The 16,875-nt window shown below is 42.7% G+C and carries 14 protein-coding genes and 1 pseudogene; 7 read left to right on the top strand and 8 right to left on the bottom strand.

What is annotated here, in order from left to right:
* Positions 1 to 55 precede the first annotated feature (55 nt).
* Complete coding sequence (locus A0125_RS03725) at positions 56 to 2,440, bottom strand: endonuclease MutS2 (RefSeq protein ID WP_066752234.1); 2,385 nt, start codon at positions 2,438 to 2,440, stop codon at positions 56 to 58.
* A 59-nt stretch (positions 2,441 to 2,499) separates the two neighbouring features.
* Entirely contained in the window at positions 2,500 to 3,069 is a 570-nt protein-coding gene (locus A0125_RS03730) for a DUF4296 domain-containing protein (protein WP_066752236.1), read from the bottom strand.
* Between the two features lie 75 nt (positions 3,070 to 3,144).
* On the opposite strand from A0125_RS03730, the pseudogene A0125_RS03735 reads away from it, so the two are divergent.
* From A0125_RS03735 to A0125_RS03750, 4 genes and pseudogenes are all read left to right on the top strand, one after another.
* Positions 3,145 to 3,839 (top strand): annotated as a pseudogene (locus A0125_RS03735) (YggS family pyridoxal phosphate-dependent enzyme).
* Positions 3,840 to 3,879: 40 nt separating this feature from the next.
* Complete coding sequence (locus tag A0125_RS03740; protein ID WP_066752239.1) at positions 3,880 to 4,695, top strand: DUF3298 and DUF4163 domain-containing protein; 816 nt, start codon at positions 3,880 to 3,882, stop codon at positions 4,693 to 4,695.
* Between the two features lie 15 nt (positions 4,696 to 4,710).
* A complete protein-coding gene (locus A0125_RS03745; protein ID WP_066752242.1) occupies positions 4,711 to 5,979 on the top strand; it encodes an aspartate kinase in 1,269 nt (422 codons plus the stop codon).
* Positions 5,972 to 7,153: a class I SAM-dependent methyltransferase gene (locus tag A0125_RS03750; RefSeq protein WP_066752245.1), complete on the top strand. Its 1,182-nt coding sequence runs from the start codon at positions 5,972 to 5,974 to the stop codon at positions 7,151 to 7,153. The genes A0125_RS03745 and A0125_RS03750 overlap by 8 nt, the downstream gene beginning before the upstream one ends.
* Positions 7,154 to 7,180: 27 nt before the next feature.
* On the opposite strand, the gene A0125_RS03755 is transcribed toward A0125_RS03750, so the two are convergent.
* On the bottom strand, positions 7,181 to 8,104 hold the full coding sequence (locus A0125_RS03755) for a sugar phosphate isomerase/epimerase family protein (protein ID WP_197464761.1): 924 nt from the start codon (positions 8,102 to 8,104) through the stop codon (positions 7,181 to 7,183).
* 108 nt (positions 8,105 to 8,212) lie between these two features.
* Between A0125_RS03755 and A0125_RS03760 the strand changes: the two genes are divergently transcribed.
* From A0125_RS03760 to A0125_RS03770, 3 genes are all read left to right on the top strand, one after another.
* Positions 8,213 to 8,884 carry a DUF1349 domain-containing protein gene (locus A0125_RS03760; RefSeq protein WP_066752251.1) on the top strand — a complete coding sequence of 224 codons (672 nt, stop codon included), beginning with the start codon at positions 8,213 to 8,215 and terminating at the stop codon, positions 8,882 to 8,884.
* Between the two features lie 104 nt (positions 8,885 to 8,988).
* Positions 8,989 to 9,993 (top strand): LLM class flavin-dependent oxidoreductase, encoded by a 1,005-nt coding sequence (locus tag A0125_RS03765; protein WP_066752254.1) that lies wholly within the window; start codon positions 8,989 to 8,991, stop codon positions 9,991 to 9,993.
* Between the two features lies 1 nt (position 9,994).
* On the top strand, positions 9,995 to 10,240 hold the full coding sequence (locus tag A0125_RS03770; protein WP_066752257.1) for a hypothetical protein: 246 nt from the start codon (positions 9,995 to 9,997) through the stop codon (positions 10,238 to 10,240).
* A gap of 187 nt (positions 10,241 to 10,427) precedes the next feature.
* On the opposite strand, the gene A0125_RS03775 is transcribed toward A0125_RS03770, so the two are convergent.
* The 5 genes from A0125_RS03775 to A0125_RS03795 all read right to left on the bottom strand — a co-directional run bounded on the left by A0125_RS03775 (position 10,428) and on the right by A0125_RS03795 (position 16,863).
* A complete protein-coding gene (locus tag A0125_RS03775; protein ID WP_066752260.1) occupies positions 10,428 to 11,111 on the bottom strand; it encodes an SIR2 family NAD-dependent protein deacylase in 684 nt (227 codons plus the stop codon).
* 242 nt (positions 11,112 to 11,353) lie between these two features.
* A complete protein-coding gene (locus tag A0125_RS03780) occupies positions 11,354 to 12,496 on the bottom strand; it encodes a thioredoxin family protein (protein ID WP_197464762.1) in 1,143 nt (380 codons plus the stop codon).
* A 140-nt stretch (positions 12,497 to 12,636) separates the two neighbouring features.
* Positions 12,637 to 13,101, bottom strand: coding sequence for an acyl-CoA thioesterase (locus A0125_RS03785; protein ID WP_066752266.1), 465 nt, complete (start codon positions 13,099 to 13,101; stop codon positions 12,637 to 12,639).
* A gap of 109 nt (positions 13,102 to 13,210) precedes the next feature.
* Positions 13,211 to 15,451 (bottom strand): S9 family peptidase, encoded by a 2,241-nt coding sequence (locus tag A0125_RS03790; RefSeq protein WP_066752269.1) that lies wholly within the window; start codon positions 15,449 to 15,451, stop codon positions 13,211 to 13,213.
* Positions 15,448 to 16,863, bottom strand: a complete 1,416-nt coding sequence (locus tag A0125_RS03795) for an APC family permease (RefSeq protein ID WP_066752272.1) — start codon at positions 16,861 to 16,863, stop codon at positions 15,448 to 15,450. The genes A0125_RS03790 and A0125_RS03795 overlap by 4 nt, the downstream gene beginning before the upstream one ends.
* Positions 16,864 to 16,875: the final 12 nt, after the last annotated feature.

Genomic DNA, 16,875 nt, shown 5'->3' on the forward strand with positions numbered 1-16,875 from the left:
ATCGCCATTAATTTATAGTCAATCTAAACTACTCTAGTGCATCTATTTAGCAGATTTACTTAATGTAAGCATACGTGATACCGTCTCCGCCCCGATCAGCATGTTCGTCCTCAAAGTGAGAAATATGACTGTATTTCCGTAAATACTCACGCACAAACTTTCTTAAAATACCATCGCCTTTACCATGTACGATCTTCAAAGATGGATAGCCGATCATGACCGCGCGATCTAAAACGAGCTCCAGCTGATTCATCGCGTCATCGGTTCGCATGCCGCGAATATCCAATTCCGGACTAAAATCAGCAGCGTCGCCGGTCGATACAGAGCCGATACGCTTCGCGGCTTTTTTCTTCTCCTTACCTTGAAGTTTCTCCACTTTAGCTGGTTTTACCACGGTGCGCAACTCGCCCAATGCTAGAATCAGATTTTTGTTTTTAGCAATTTCGATCACCTGCGCTTCATTACCCGAATCGAGCAACCGCACCCAGTCTCCTACGTTCAAGTTTTGATCTACGACAGGATCTGACTTTATTAATTGCTTCTTAACAATCGACTTAGCTGGACTATGCTTATCTATTGCTTGATGTAATGCAGACCGAATTTCGCGTGTTCTTTCTTTATCCGCCTGCGCCAATTTTATATCTGCAATGGTATTTTCTACCAGCTTATTAGCATCTTTTAATATTTGCCGCGCTTCTTCCTTCGCTTGCTTCAGTAGTTCTCGCCTGTTGGTATCTACATAATCTCGCAGCTCTTCGTACTCTTGCTGCTTGATCAACAACTCCTTTTCGCGTTTCAGAATTGCTGCTTTAGTGTCGACAATCTCTTTTTTATCACGTTCTAGATTGACCAATAACGATTCCACATTTTGCTGATGCTCGCCAATTTTAGCTTTTGCAAGTCGTACAACTTCCTTGGGTAGGCCGATATTCTGCGCAATTTCCAACGCGTATGAACTTCCTGGTTTGCCGATCTGCAAAATATATAAAGGTTTCATCGCTGCATTATCAAATAACATGGAAGCATTTTCCAAGCCGGCGGTATCACTGGCAAATACTTTGAGGTTGGAATAGTGCGTGGTAATCACACCGCGGACATTCTTGTTATTCAATACTTCCAAAACGGCTTCGGCAATTGGCCCTCCAAATTGCGGATCTGTACCTGTACCAAACTCATCGATCAGCACCAAAGTTCTAGCATTTGCAAATTGTGTAAAATGCTTCATCTTCGATAAGTGAGCACTATAGGTACTCAAATCACTTTCGATTGATTGATCATCACCGATATCGGCAAAAATTTGCTTGAAAATCCCCATTTTCGAGTTGCCATCGGCAGGGATTAATAATCCAGACTGAAACATCAATTGCAGTAATCCAACAGTCTTCATACAAACTGATTTACCGCCCGCATTAGGACCAGAAACTAAGATTACGCGATCGTGCTCATCCATTTTAATATTCAATGGCACAATGGTATGATTCCCTTCTGCCTTGGCACTTAAGAATAATAAGGGATGCCGCGCATTGACCAAACTAATTTCTGCCGTCTTTAAAATTTCTGGCAATGCTGCTTCAGTATCAATTGCAAATAGTGCTTTGGCGCGCACGAAATCTAGCTTCGTAAGCAAGCCGTGATAGGATTGTAGTAATGGAATATGCGGGCGCAATGAATTGGTTAATTCCGTCAAAATACGGACAATTTCTCTACGACGCGCAAACTCTAAATCCCTTACTTTATTATTTAAGTGAAACACTTCTTCTGGCTCTATATAAGCAGTTTGTCCAGTAGCTGATTCATCATGGATTAAGCCTTTTACTTTCCGTTTATTCTCTGCCAGAATAGGAATACACAATCTGCCATCACGGATGGTTAAATTACCATCAGCAGTCCAACCGTTGTTTTGCGCCGTCTTGAAGACCGACTCCAAACGCTTTCGCGCTTCCTGTTCACTTTTCTGAATTTGCTGACTTACATCCAACAGAAGCCTTGAAGCATTTTCCTTCATTTTGCCCCGATCATCAATCACCTGTTCGATCGCACGAACGATTGAATTTTCAATCGTGAGATGCTCAAATAGCATATCAAGATGCGCATACTGTCCCTTCCGCTCTTTGAAATAACGAATCAACGCAAAAACCGTACGCAGTGATAAAAGAACACGATGAAACTCTTCTTCCAGTAAAAAAGCACCTTCTACACGAGCTTTCTCTATCAAAGGGCGAATCGGATACATATGATCGATCGGCAGCGGATCGTCCGTCTGCAACAAAGTTTTAAACTCAGCAGTTTGGTGTAAAAATTTCTGAATTTGCTCAGGATTTACTTGCGGCTGAATTTTGCTTACCAATTCACGCGCTGGTTCGCTCAAACACTTCTGCCGCACCAATTCTTTGATCTCAAGAAAACCCAGCTTGTCAGCTGCATTAATAGGATATATCATAGATTATACTGATCAAAAATAATTTAGCGTGCCACTATTGATTCGATAACTTCACTTTCCTATTGAATCGAATCTACTCGATTTGGTTCAGAAGTTGCAAACGGCTTTAGCTCCGTTCGCCTCCACAGATAGCCCAAGCCACTTGGCCTATAAACACTCTCCTTGTACATATCGTAGTCGAAGCGATGACCAGAATCTGGGTAAAATGTTAAAAGATCTCGTTTCACATCCATCAAACGCATAAAATGTGCTATCCGATTCAAACTATCACGTTCCACCGCATAACGCAAGGAATCCGCTCTACTAGAACTCCGCTCCGCCTCCGTTAGTTTTTGCTGAATATTTCCATAAATTTTCTCCGTAAGCAATGGATCGGAATAGTAATAGTCCAGATTACGCTCAAAAGCAACCGAATCTAGCCCATAACGCGCAAAAAGTTGCTTGTATAGCGTATCGATCACCTTTTGCGAACTATCAATCGGCAATGTTTGCAGGTAGCCATCCAGCATGTGTACATCAGTAAGTAGTTTAGTCACTTGATCTTCCTTCAATATTCCGGCTGGCCTTTTATCGAAACAAGAGGTCAGCAGTAAAATCAAGGGGATCAACACAAAGAATGAAGCACGCATTTTGTAAATTTGTACAAATTTAGCAATTCGGGCGAATAATGCCTATCCTATTGCGCGTTAATAAATGCAAAGAAAATGAGTATAAGAAATAATGTAGAGGCCTTGCAAAATGAACTAAAGGCACAAGATGTAACCTTAATTGCCGTATCTAAAACGAAATCCAACGAAGAAATATTGGAAGCATACGAAGCTGGACAGCGCATATTTGGCGAAAATATGGTGCAGGAATTAGTGGCAAAACAGGAGGCGCTACCCAAAGATATCGAATGGCACCTCATTGGGCACTTACAATCCAATAAGGTCAAATACATTGCACCATTATTACTATGATCCAATCGGTAGACTCACTCAATCTCTTGAAAGAGATAAATAAACATGCTGTCAAAAATAATCGCGTGATTGACTGCTTGCTGCAGGTACATATTGCCGACGAAGATGCAAAGTTTGGTTTTGACCATGCCGAGCTCATTGAAGTTTTACGCGATGAGTCGCTAAGCGAATTGCAACACATCCGCATTCGCGGACTGATGGGTATTGCTACAAATACAGACAATGAGAAGCATATCAAGGAAGAGTTTTATGAATTAAAAATGCTTTTTGACGGCCTTAAAGTAAGTTTTTTCCGAAAAACAGACACTTTTGATACGCTTTCTATGGGTATGTCGTCAGATTATAACATCGCTATTGAGCAAGGGAGCAATATGATCCGCGTAGGAAGTACGCTCTTTGGCAAACGTGTTACAAAACATTTCAAAGCATCAGAGGGTTAGTACCGATATATGCAATACCGCTTTAAATAATCTCTAAGTTATGACTCGAAACTTGATTGTACTCTTAACCCTGTTTACTTTAATAGCCTGCCAATCACCTACGGGCGATCGTGCAGCACCGCATTCCGACAGCATATCTGCAGTCGATACAGTGCCATACCGTACAACCGAGTATTTTCAAACGAGTCCGTACTATCAATCACGTGGCGATCAGTACGATACAGCATATTTTAGAGCAAGCTACCCAACCTCGGATGATACGCAATTTAACGCGTTGATCATGCAATCGATGGCAGTCAAAGATCGAGCTGATTTGGAGCATATGGGAGAATCTTTCTTAGCAGACTACGATAGTTATGTCGAAGAAGCGCAGCAGCCCGAACTCACCCATGCCTGGTTTCAGGATATTCGTGGTCGCGTCATGCTATACACGCCAACTTTATTGGTGATTAGTAAAACGCTGATCGAGTACACAGGCGGAGCGCATGGTAACTTTGCCGAACTGTATGACAATTACGATCTTCAAACAGGAAAACCTTTAGTGCTCCAAGATATCGTAGCAGCAGATCAGCAACAAAAGTTCATCGCATTGGCGGAAGCGCGTTTTCGCGAAGTCGAAGACTTGGCGCCAGATACGCCGCTAACGGATCGCTACTTTTTTGATGAAGGCGTATTTGCCCTGCCAGATAATTTCGCGTTTGACAAAGAAGGGTTAGCCTTCCAATACAATCCGTATGAAATAAAGGCTTATGCCGAGGGTGTGACACAGTTCCATATTCCCTATGATCAGCTGAAAGATCTATTGACCGCCAAAGGGCAACAATTCATTCAGGAAATAAAAACAGTACATCCTTAACTTTTTTAAAGATTCATGCAAGTATTTAAATTTGGTGGCGCTTCGGTGAAAAGTGCAGAAAATATTCGCAATGTAGCGACCATTATCGATACCTATAAAGTCAATGGACTATTGGTCGTTGTATCAGCCATCGGCAAAACCACCAATAAGCTGTCTGAAGTAGTAGATCGTTATTTTCATCGAGAAGGTGATCCCTTCGAAGCATTGGAACAGGTACGCTCCGAGCACCTGAGTATTTTGCATGACTTGTTTGCGGACAAGAATCATCCCATTTTTGATGATGTGGTCAATACCTTAGTAGAAGCCGAATGGATATTAGAGGAAGAGCCACAAGATGCGTACGATTATTTGTACGACCAAATCGTGTCTTTGGGCGAGATCTTGTCGACCAAAATCATCGCAGCATATTGTCAACATGTTGGGTTTGCTATTCGCTGGGTAGATGCACGCGATTACATATTTACCGACAACCGATATATGGAAGGCACGGTAGATTGGGCCAAGACGGAAGATAAAATTCGTCGTGATATTCCAACAATACTAGAAAAAGAGATCATCATCACACAAGGATTCATTGGATCTACCTCCGAAAACTTCACGACGACATTGGGTCGCGAAGGTTCGGACTACAGTGCTGCGATCTTTGCATCGTGCCTCCGAGCACAAGATCTCACGATTTGGAAAGATGTACCGGGCGTGCTGAATGCCGATCCAAAATGGTTTAATGAAACGGAGTTAATTCCTGAGTTGTCGTATACCGATGCGATCGAGTTGACGTATTATGGGGCAACGGTGATTCACCCAAAAACCATAAAACCGCTACAAAACACGCAAATACCGCTTAATGTACGCTCTTTTTTAGATCCTACTCAGCCGGGCACGCAGATTCGCGCTACGCATCAAACATTACCAATTCCTTCTTTTATCTTTAAGGTAAATCAGGTATTGGTCAATATACAGCCGCTAGATTTTTCCTTCATCGTAGAGGACAATCTGGGGCACATTTTCAATACCTTTCACCAAAACCGTATTAAGGTAAATATGATGCACAACAGCGCCATCAGCTTCTGCGTCAGCATTGACGATACCGGCGAGAATGTGTGGCAACTCATGGAAGATTTGCAGAAGCGCTACAAGGTGAGCGTTTCGGCTGGACTAGAATTAATTACTATTCGGTACTACAATCAGCAAACCATCGATCGGGTATTGGTGGGCAAAGAAATCGTTCGCGAATTAAAAGACAGTTATACCTGCCAGATGCTGGTGAAGAAAAAAGATGAATAATCGACTGCTACAGGCTGATGTACAAAACTATATCCAGGCGCATCGTCAGGAGTTGCCCGCAACTATTGCGTTGCGCAAAAGCCCTTTTTCGGATGTGAGCTCAAGCGAATTGGCTGCTCAAATCGACGGTTGGCAACGTTGCGTATCCAAGTTGCCCACATGGGCTTTTAGCGAGCAGATCGTCTATCCTCCGAAACTCAATTTGGAGCAATGTTCATCCGAGCATACCGCCTTGATCAAACAACAGATTATTCGCAAAGGAGCTCGCGTGGTCGATCTAACGGGTGGTTTTGGTGTAGATAGCTGCTATATGGCGCAGCACGCTGAACAAGTGACGCACTGCGAGTTGAACGAAAATTTGTCGGAGATCGTGGCGCACAATGCACAAGTCTTGGGTGTTAAAAATCTGCATTGCATCTCTGGAGACGGCATTGCCTATTTGCAAGAGCAGGCCGACGATAGCTTTGATTACATTTACATCGATCCTTCGCGCCGCGTGAGCCAGAGCAAAGTTTTCTTACTAGAAGACTGTGAGCCGAATATCGTGGCTCTGCAGGAGCTGTTTTTTGCCAAATCCGATCGCATTATTACCAAGGTTTCTCCGCTATTAGACATTACGCAAGCATTGCGCTCACTAAAACATGTAACGAATGTATATGTGATCAGTTTAGATAATGACTGCAAGGAACTCCTGTTTATTCAAAAACGGGGCTTTGAAGGCGATCCATTGATTTCTGCCATCCGCCTTTTCAAGGATCAGTTACAGGAATTTTCGTTTAGGATGGTAGAGGAGAAATCATTACGAAGTGAATACCGCACACCACAACGCTTTTTGTATGAACCCGATGTGAGTGTGGTAAAAGCGGGCGCATTTAAGAGCGTAGCCAAGGAATATCAACTCGGAAAATTACACCTTCACTCCCACTTATACACGTCAGACAATTTGATTTCTGATTTTCCGGGCAAGGCTTTTGAGATTATGGAAGTATTTCCATTTGGCGATCTCAAACGTAAAAAAACCTTTGCGAAAGCCAATATTACCACGCGTAACTTTCCACTAAAGGTAGAAGAAATCCGCAAGAAATTTAAGATTCAGGATGGAGGTCAAATACACCTCTTCTTTACCACCGATCTGGAAGATGCACTCACAGTGCTGGTCTGCGAAAGACGGTAAAAAAGAGGTGCTGATAATTTTTTGCTTTTATTTAGCGTAGCTCGCTTTTACAAAGTCCGCTTGCTGCAAGTAATCAATGCTTTCTTTTAAACCTTGCTCTAAGTCACCACTCACTTCTTCAAGTTCCACGAAGATATGTTTTAATCCAGCCGCATCTGCATTGCGAAAGATCGCATCGAAGCCGACCATCCCGCTTTGACCGATCTCTTTGTGGTCTTTGATATGTAGTGTTGTAAAACGATTTGGATATTTCTTGAAATATTCTACTGGACTAGCATTGCCTATCACCGCCCAATATACGTCCATCTCGTAAAAGACAAACTCTGGATCCGTATTCTCGATCATATAATCGTACATCACCGCTTGATCTTCTACTTTTCTAAACTCGTGCGCGTGATTGTGATAGCCATATTTGATTCCTTGCTCTTTGCATAATTTTCCAACCTCATTCAGATAGCGACAATGCACAGCTAGCTCTTTTATCGTTTTTGGCACATCCATCCATGGCGTGACGATATAGCTCATTCCAGCAGTTTTGTGTGCTTGGATAGTCGTAGCCCACCACGCTAGTGCTTTCGTAAAATCTTCGTTTGCCACTTCTTCGGCAGATAGCGGTCTTGCTACGTGCGAAGACAAAACTTTCATACCAACAGATTCCACTTTTTGTTTAAAGTCTTCCGGGGCAGTATTGTAAAATTTTCCATCGCGAAATCCGGCTGTCTCGACCGAAGTATAGCCCATATCGGCTAATTTTTGCAATACATTGACGTAATCCGCATTGTACGATTTTGGGTCAACATGGCTTCCTAGCATACTGCGAACAGAGTACAACTGTAATCCGATTTCTTTTTTAGCTTGTTGTGGTTGTTGCGCAAAAGTGTTGTTTGGAGAGACGCTCAGCATGAAAAGCACCGTTCCCAGCACCGAGGATTTAATCATTTGTTGGTACATGTTAATATGTTTGTTGTTAGCGTAGATTTTGGTTCATAGATTATCAAGACTTGCTTTACTGTGCAAATTTTAATAACATCGTAAATATATTAAACTATCTACAAATACATGAACAAATTGAGAATTATTGTCATCTTGACCATTGTAATTATCCTTACTTCATTTTCTACCGAAGTTGCTGCGCAAAAATTGGAAAAGATGACTTGGTTTAATGAACCGAGCAAGTGGGAAATAGAAAATGAAACCTTGCAAATGTTCGTAACTCCGAAAAGCGATTATTGGCGAATCTCGCATTATGGTTTCACAGTCGATGACGCACCATTTTATTATACCGAACGTGGTGGAGAATTTGAAGTGAAGGTTAAAATATCAGCAGATTACGAAGCTAGATTTGATCAAGCTGGATTAATGCTTCGCATCGATCACGAAAACTACATCAAAGCGGGAATCGAATTTGTAGACGGCAAATACAATCTAAGCGCCGTAGTAACACACAAAACAAGTGATTGGAGTATCGTACCTATCGATAAAGCCATACCGTTTGTCTGGATCAAGGCCATACGCAGACTGGACGCGGTGGAAGTGTTCTATTCCTTTGATGACAAAACATACACCATGATGCGCAATGCGTGGTTGCAAGACAATCATCCCGTCAAAGTTGGTGTGATGGCCGCTTGTCCAGATGGTGATGGATTTGACGTGAAATTCGAGCAATTTAAAATTACGCCATTGGCAGACCAGCGCCGCACCGAATGGTTACAAAAAAATGCGGGAGATTAATCTCGGAAAGGGATTAAGGTATTGACATTTCGCTGACTAACAGGAAGAACAATTGTGACGATAACGAGACGATACAAGGCGCTTTAGGCTCGTATCTTTGATTTATGAAAAACGTAAAATTTTCGACGCTCGAACTTGCAACCGTAGTAAAAGGCGATAATCTCGCTGGTGCTATGGCGCGCACAGTCGAAAGCGCACAAGCCTCTGAGCAATACGGATTCGAACGGATCTGGTTGGCTGAGCATCATAATATGGAATACATTGCGAGTTCGGCCACCTCATTACTTATACAACATGTGGCTAGCCAAACGAAGCAAATCCGTGTAGGATCTGGCGGCATTATGCTGCCAAATCACGCACCTTTAGTCATTGCGGAACAATTTGGTACACTGGAAACACTTTTCCCGGGTCGTGTAGAAATCGGTTTGGGTCGTGCGCCAGGCACGGATCAGCAAACGGCCATGGCATTGCGACGTAATAATCTGAACACTTCTTTTTATTTCAAAGACGATGTGCAAGCCTTGCAGCAATATCTAAGTGCAGACAACCATACATCCAAGGTAAGAGCGTTTCCGGGCGAAGGTCTGGAAATTCCACTGTGGATTTTGGGATCAAGTACAGATAGTGCTTATTTAGCAGCCGAACTTGGATTACCTTATGCGTTTGCAGCACATTTTGCTCCTGCAATGCTGGGGCAAGCGATTGAGATATACCGAGCAAATTTTAAAGCCAGTGAGCAATTGCAGGAACCGTACGTTTTGATTTGCGCAAATGTGATACCCGCTAATACTAATGAAGAAGCACAGCTTTTATCCACTAGCTTATTCAATATGTTTTGCGGCATCATTACCAATCGCAGAGCGCCGCTTTCACCTCCAACGACAGAACCTATCTATGCTGGAATTGCCGAAATTGAGCAGGCGGTACAGTCCATGGTGAGCTGTACTTTTATAGGAGATACTCCGACTTTGGTAAGCGAACTATCGGAATTCATTGCGCGTTATCAGCCAGATGAAATCATGACTACTAATTACATATTCGACAACCAGAAGCGCCTAGATGCTTTCCGATTGACAGCAGACATCTTTCAAAAAATTAACAACAATTAGTATGCGCGTATTAGCAGAATTACCTCATCCTTCTTTCAAGATTAGCCTATTTGGAATGAACCAAAAGTTCATTATCAAATTCGAACAAGGCACATTAGAACAGTCCTATAAAATTGCCGAAACTGATATCATCGGCGGAGTGAATGGTGTGTTCGAATTGATAGATGAAGCATTTTTAAAGAAGGTAGAAGATACCTTTCAGCAGATGCGAAGCAGTTTTGTGGACGCTTACAAAAGATATGAATAATTAGTTCATATATCTACTATTAAAAACCTGTTAAACAATACTTTGATTAACAGGTTTTTTGTTTTCAGAATATTATTTGGCATTTGACCGCTAAGAAACACCTGTCAATATCAATGACATAAACAATTTATATATATAATTTATGTAATATATTTATAATGAAAATATTAAATAATACCACAAAATATTATTTGGTAAGCATATTTTGAAGAATTTGCACACTATTTACCGCAGTTTCCTCAATTAGGATTGTTTGTCTAGGTACGGCATATTGCGACGCATTTGGATCTACAAAAATAAGCGTACAGTCACTCTTCAAGTGGTATAAAAGGTTGGCCGCTGGGTATACTTGTAGTGAAGTACCGACTACGATAAAGACATCTGCCTCTTCTGCAAGAGCGATTGCTTCATCCATTGCTGGAACAGCTTCGCCGAACCAAACAACATGCGGCCTTAACGGCGCGCCACGCTCACAACGATCATCCATCGAGAGCGTATCTCCTACTATCGGATAAACAGCAGACGGATCAATGGAAGACTGCGACTTCGTGATTTGCCCATGCAAATGCAGTACGCGATCACTACCAGCGCGCTCATGGAGATCATCAATATTTTGGGTGATAATTTGCACATCCTCTATCTTTGCTAAGTCCGCCAGATATTGATGCGCTGCATTAGGCTGTGCCGCTAAGCAAGCCTTTCTTCTTACATTATAAAAGTTTTGAACAAGTGTTGGATTGCGCTGCCATGCTTCTGGTGTAGCGACGTCTTCGATCCGATAACCTTCCCACAATCCATCCGCTCCGCGGAAGGTTTTCAAACCACTTTCGGCGGATATACCCGCTCCTGTAAACACCACAATCTTTCTCATAAATACGTTTTGAATATAGCTGTAAAAATAAGGATACGGGAAGAAATGTGACTCGACAAATCGATCTATTGTAATCTGCTAGATTTGTTCCGTTTTCGGGGTATCTACTATTTTCTCGCAGCAGATAGCATGGCATAAAAGGTTCCGATCAGGAGCTATGCATTCGGCTGTGATGGGAATGCTGCACAGATAAAAGGTTAAATGCGTTTTTCTAAGACACATCGTATCATTTTCTTGCTATACTAATTGACAATTGACAGCATCTTTTTATTCAAATTATCCATCAAGCTACGCAAGCCTGTCGGGATAATATCCGTATCAGGATTTTCTTGATGAAAAAGATCGATCGATTTTTTATAATAATTCATCGCGATGTCGTGATTACCCAAGCGCTCCTCTACCTGACCACCAATAGCATAAACCTGACTGCTCTCGCCCTCTTGCATACAAGTACCAATCCACACTTGTGATTGTTTTACCAAGTTTTCGTCTTCAATATTTGTAAATAAAACAGTCATCACACCATCAAGCAAACGATCTGTCGGCTTCTTAAACGCTGTGGCGTAACTATCCGCTTCTACTAATTCAATTAGATTATCATATTGCTTGGTAGCACAGAATAATGTTTTTTCGCCGTGGTAAAGCGCTCGATCCACATTGCCCAGATTAGATGATTTTAGTTTTTGAGCCGCTTCCGTATACTGTTTTACATCACCAGCGATAGCATAATTTTCTAGACTTAACTCTATAGGTCTTTTCAACAAAGCTTTTACAGTTTCCTCGCCATGTAAATCGATCAGCTTATCGCTATTTTCTCTCACAAACAGGTAGTCTTTAGTTGTATCACTAATCATATACCGCTCAGCCAAAGCGATCACTTCCTCATTACTTAACTCCTCTACAGCTCCTACATCCCACAATTTGTAATATACTTCATGAATATTAGGCTGGCGAAATTGCTGTAATAGTGTGATATACGAGAGCAAGAATGGAAGATCATAATCGCCAGAAAGGTATTGTGCTTGCGCTTTGAATAACGGCGATTTTTCAGGCTCTTTTGCTTCTGCTAATCGCTGGAAGAAATCCGGTACAGACTGATAACTGGTGAAAGAATACTGCTGCTTGCCTGTTTCATCTAGCACGAAAAATGCAGGTATACCATTTGTACGATATGTTTTGTTCAACTTCTTACCATTGGCAGAATCATAATCAACTTTATAAAACAAATAATCTTGATTCAATGCTGCAATCAAAGTCGAATCGATAAACACATCGCGTTCCATCATTTTGCAGGGAGCGCACCAATCAGCAGTGTAATAAAGCATCACAGGTTTGTCTACTTCGGCAGAAATCGCAAGTACGCTTTCCAAATTGCCTTGATACATTTTTAAAGAATCGGTTTGAGCAACGGTGTAATTTGTAATAAGAAAACACAAAAACAATAGTCGTAACATACCATAAATAGCTAGTAGATAGCCAAATATAATGAAATAATATCAACTCTCCTACCTGCACCACCTAGCTACTACAAGAAAGGCTTCATCTCCTCTTCGATCTGCTTGCGGTGCACCATCAAGCGTTTGGCGTATTCTTCTTGTTTCTTTTCTTCCTCGGTATGAGGAACCCACTTGGGGACGGACACCGATTTGCCCTCATCGTCGGTCGCGACGAAAACAATGATGCAGTGCGTTTTCTTCTCGAAAGTTTCCTTTTTCAGATCACGGGCAAACACATTGATCGCAATATGCATACTTGTCGATCCGGTGTAGATCACATGTGCTTCTACTTTTACAATTTGGCCTATTTTGATGGGTTGATAAAAGCGAATACCGCCGACATATACGGTGACGCAATATCGTCCGCTCCAAGTACTAGCACAAGCATATCCTGCTTGATCAATCCATTTCATCACGCTGCCACCATGTACTTTGCCACCGTAATTAATATCAGAAGGTTCGGAAATAAATTGAAATACTAAAGGCGTGTTCATGTTGCGTCGATATGGTGATAAATAGTTATAGTACTACAATGTAAGCAAAAAAAATCGACCAGCTTCTGGGATAGATTAAACTACCGTTGAAGCTGGCCGATCTACGTCGTTAACTTTTGTTCCACGATGGTGGATCGACTTTTAAAAGGTGTTTTACGAAGTAATCGCGTCGTTTGCGCTCGCCAAAATCACCACCGGAAGAGTGTCCCATACCGGGCACCATAATGAAATCGTGATCTTTTCCATGTTTGATCAACTGATCTACTAATTGATAGGTCGAGGCCGGATCTACATTATCATCTAACTCACCCACTATTAATAATAATTTTCCTTCGAGAAGGTGTGCGTTTTCTACATTCGAACAAGCCGCGTATTCTGGCCCTATCGGCCAGCCCATCCACTGCTCATTCCACCAGATTTTATCCATGCGATTGTCGTGACATCCACAAGATGAAACACCAACCTTGTAAAATTCTGGATGGAAAAGTAAGCCTGCGGTAGACGATTGTCCACCGGCCGAAGTGCCATAAATACCGACGCGTTCTAGATCCATGTACGGATATTGCTTTTGCGCGGTCTGCATCCAAGCAATACGATCTAGAAAACCAGCATCTTTCAAGTTTTTCCACGCGACATCATGAAACGCTTTAGAGCGGTTGGACGTACCCATACCATCAATCTGCACCACAATAAAGCCCAATTCAGCCAGCTCATGCATTCCTGAAGGATTCGCATAAAATGATTTTGGTACAAAAGCGCTATGTGGGCCAGCATAAATGTATTCGATTACCGGATATTTTTTATTTGGATCAAAATTGGAGGGACGAATAATCACGCCCCAAATATCCGTTTTCCCATCGCGGCCTTTTGCTTGAAAAACTTCTGGCGCACGCCAGCCCGTTGCTTGTAATTCGCTGATATCTGATTTCTCCAAGTCCATTATTATTTTACCGTTCTTGGCATCGCGCAACACGGTTACTGGGGCTTGGTCTGCACGCGAGTACACATCTACAAATTGTGTATGAGTACCATTGAAATAAGCCTGATGCTGCGCTTGTTCTGGTGTAAGCTCGCGCAAGCCTTTGCCATTCATACCAATTACATAATAGTGCACTAAGTAAGGATCTTCTCCGTCCTTCATGCCGCTTGCTTGAAAATAGATTTCGCGGTTTTTTTCGTCTACATACTCCACGCCGCGTACGACCCAATTACCTTTGGTAATTTGGTTTTTTATCTTGCCAGTTTGCGCATCGAATAAGTAAAGATGGTTCCAACCATCGCGCTCGGATGCCCAAATGATCTCGCCTGCATCTTCCAAATCTTTGCGGTATTTTTTGCCGCTGTAATCGATAAAGGTTGGGCTGACTTCTGCAATCACGCTTCTGGTAGCACCCGTATTGGCAGACAATTCTAGTATTTCATAGCGCTGATGGCCACGTTGATTGTACTCAAAAGTGATTGCCGTATTGCTTTTGTTCCACACCGGAGGTGTAATGGAAAATTGATTACCAATCTTAGTGGGATCTGCGGATTGGATATCGCCCGTTTCTATATCTACAATAGTTGGACGATATTGGGGCAGCGCATCACCCGGCTTCACATAATCTCTGGTTTGCAATTTGGGTTGCAACTGATCGGAAGGCGAAGATTCTAATAACGTGAGCTGACGCACTTCTGCTTTACGAACGCGATATACCGCCAACTTACGGCTATCGGCCGACCAGTATAAACGTGAAGAATAATAATCGCCCGGACTGCCATCGTACGTCAGCCTACGCTCGGCATCTTTACCCGTTTCGTCATGTTTACGAACATACACATTATTATTTTTGATGAAAGCATCATAACTGCCATCCGGAGAAGTAATCGGTTCTCCGGCCGTATCGTCCCATTTACGGCCCCAATAACTGATATTGCGGTCGTTATCGGCATCTTTCAGCTTCGTTAATTGCTTCTGCTGATTATCCCATTGCCAAATGCTTTTGCCAGCGGAGAAACTAATTCTTTGCGCGTCGAGCACTTCAAAATCCCGCTCCGATATATCTTCTAGACGAGTGGCTTTACCCAGTTCCTTTGAAAGGGCAGTCGTCAATGCAGCGGCATCCACGTTCACCTTGGTTTTACGAGCGGCATCGACCAATACATACGTACTTCCGGCATCGCGTAATCGTACGCGGTAAGCCAACGCATTTCCATCTTTGGACCAAGTGATTTGTTGTGGAACTTGGTAGACTTTATTACGCGTATTTTCTTGCAACTCCTTCGAGCGCGCATAATCTGCCGCAGTTCCCTGTGCAAAGCTTGAGGCGATGTAAAAGGTAGATAGTATGGCAAAGAATGTTAGTTTCATAGTACTTGATTCTTCTTTTTAATTAAATAATACAGGGGAATGCCTGCCAGCGTAATACCAATGCCTGGCCACGTGAATTGTGGTTTGTAGATCACGAGCAACACGATAAAGGACAAGCCCATCACAATATAAATCGCAGGCAGAATCGGATATCCGAAAGCCCGGTATGGTCGCTCTAGATCCGGACGCTTTTTCCGAAGGATAAACACACCAATAATACACAGCATGTAAAAGATAACCACTACGCAGGTAATCATATCCAAGAGATCGCCGTAGCGCCCAGTAAGACACCATGCGGCAGCCACAAATCCCTGCAACCACAAGGCATAAGCTGGTACGGCATTCTTATTTAGTTGTCCAGTTTTCTTAAAAAACAAACCATCTTGCGCCATCGAATAATAGATGCGCGCTCCAGCGAGGATCAATCCATTGTTACAACCAAAGGTGCTTACCATAATCATCACAGCGAGAATCGTAATTCCTACGGGACCAAAGATTTCTTGTGCCGCCACCATCGCTACCCGATCCTTTGGAGCAGCGGCCATTTCAGTCAAAGGCAACACTCCGGTGTACATTAAGTTGGTAAGTAGGTAAACGACCGTAACGATCATGGTACCAAGCGCTAAGCTCAATCCAATATTACGTTTCGGGTTTTTGATTTCGCCTGCCACTGCGGAAGAAGTATGCCAAGAATCACTACTAAACAAAGCCCCTACCATCGCGGCAGAAAGCGCGCCCAAAGCGCCAATCATGGTGTAATCGCTGTACGATCCATCTTTCGACAAGTTCTGCAATTGCCACGTATTTTCACTCGCCCAGTTCGATTGCCATACTTCACTATCAAAAGCCCAAAAGCCAAAGCTTACTAACAAAATAAGGCTTAGCAATTTTAAGATGGTAATGATGGTTTGTACTGTTTTTCCATTTTGCACGCCCAGCGTATTGATGAAGGTGAGCAAAAATATAACGGCGATCGCGAGTACTTGCGCGTAGGAAATCTCATAGGTTCCCAGCGACCAGAGTATCACGTCTTCGTCGAGTATGGGAAATAAATAGGCCGTAAATTTGGAAAAGGCGACGCCGACCGCGGCAATCGTTGCTGTGTGAATAACCGCAAAAAATGTCCAGCCAAAAGTGAAACTTACGAGTGGACTGTACGCTTCTTTAAGATAAATATATTGTCCGCCTGCGCGGGGAAACATGGCGCTCAGTTCGCCATAACTTAATGCTGCTGTCAAGGTCATAAATCCAGCAATCAACCACACGACCATCAACCAACCGGCAGATCCAGTATGCCGAGCAATATCGGATGATACGATAAATATACCCGATCCGATCATGCTGCCGGCTACCAACATGGTCGCATCGAGCAGACCTAAGGATTTTTTAAATTCTGGAGATTCGTTATTCATAATTAGGTGCGT

Source organism: Sphingobacterium populi (genome assembly GCF_001586775.1).
Classification (GTDB): domain Bacteria; phylum Bacteroidota; class Bacteroidia; order Sphingobacteriales; family Sphingobacteriaceae; genus Sphingobacterium; species Sphingobacterium populi.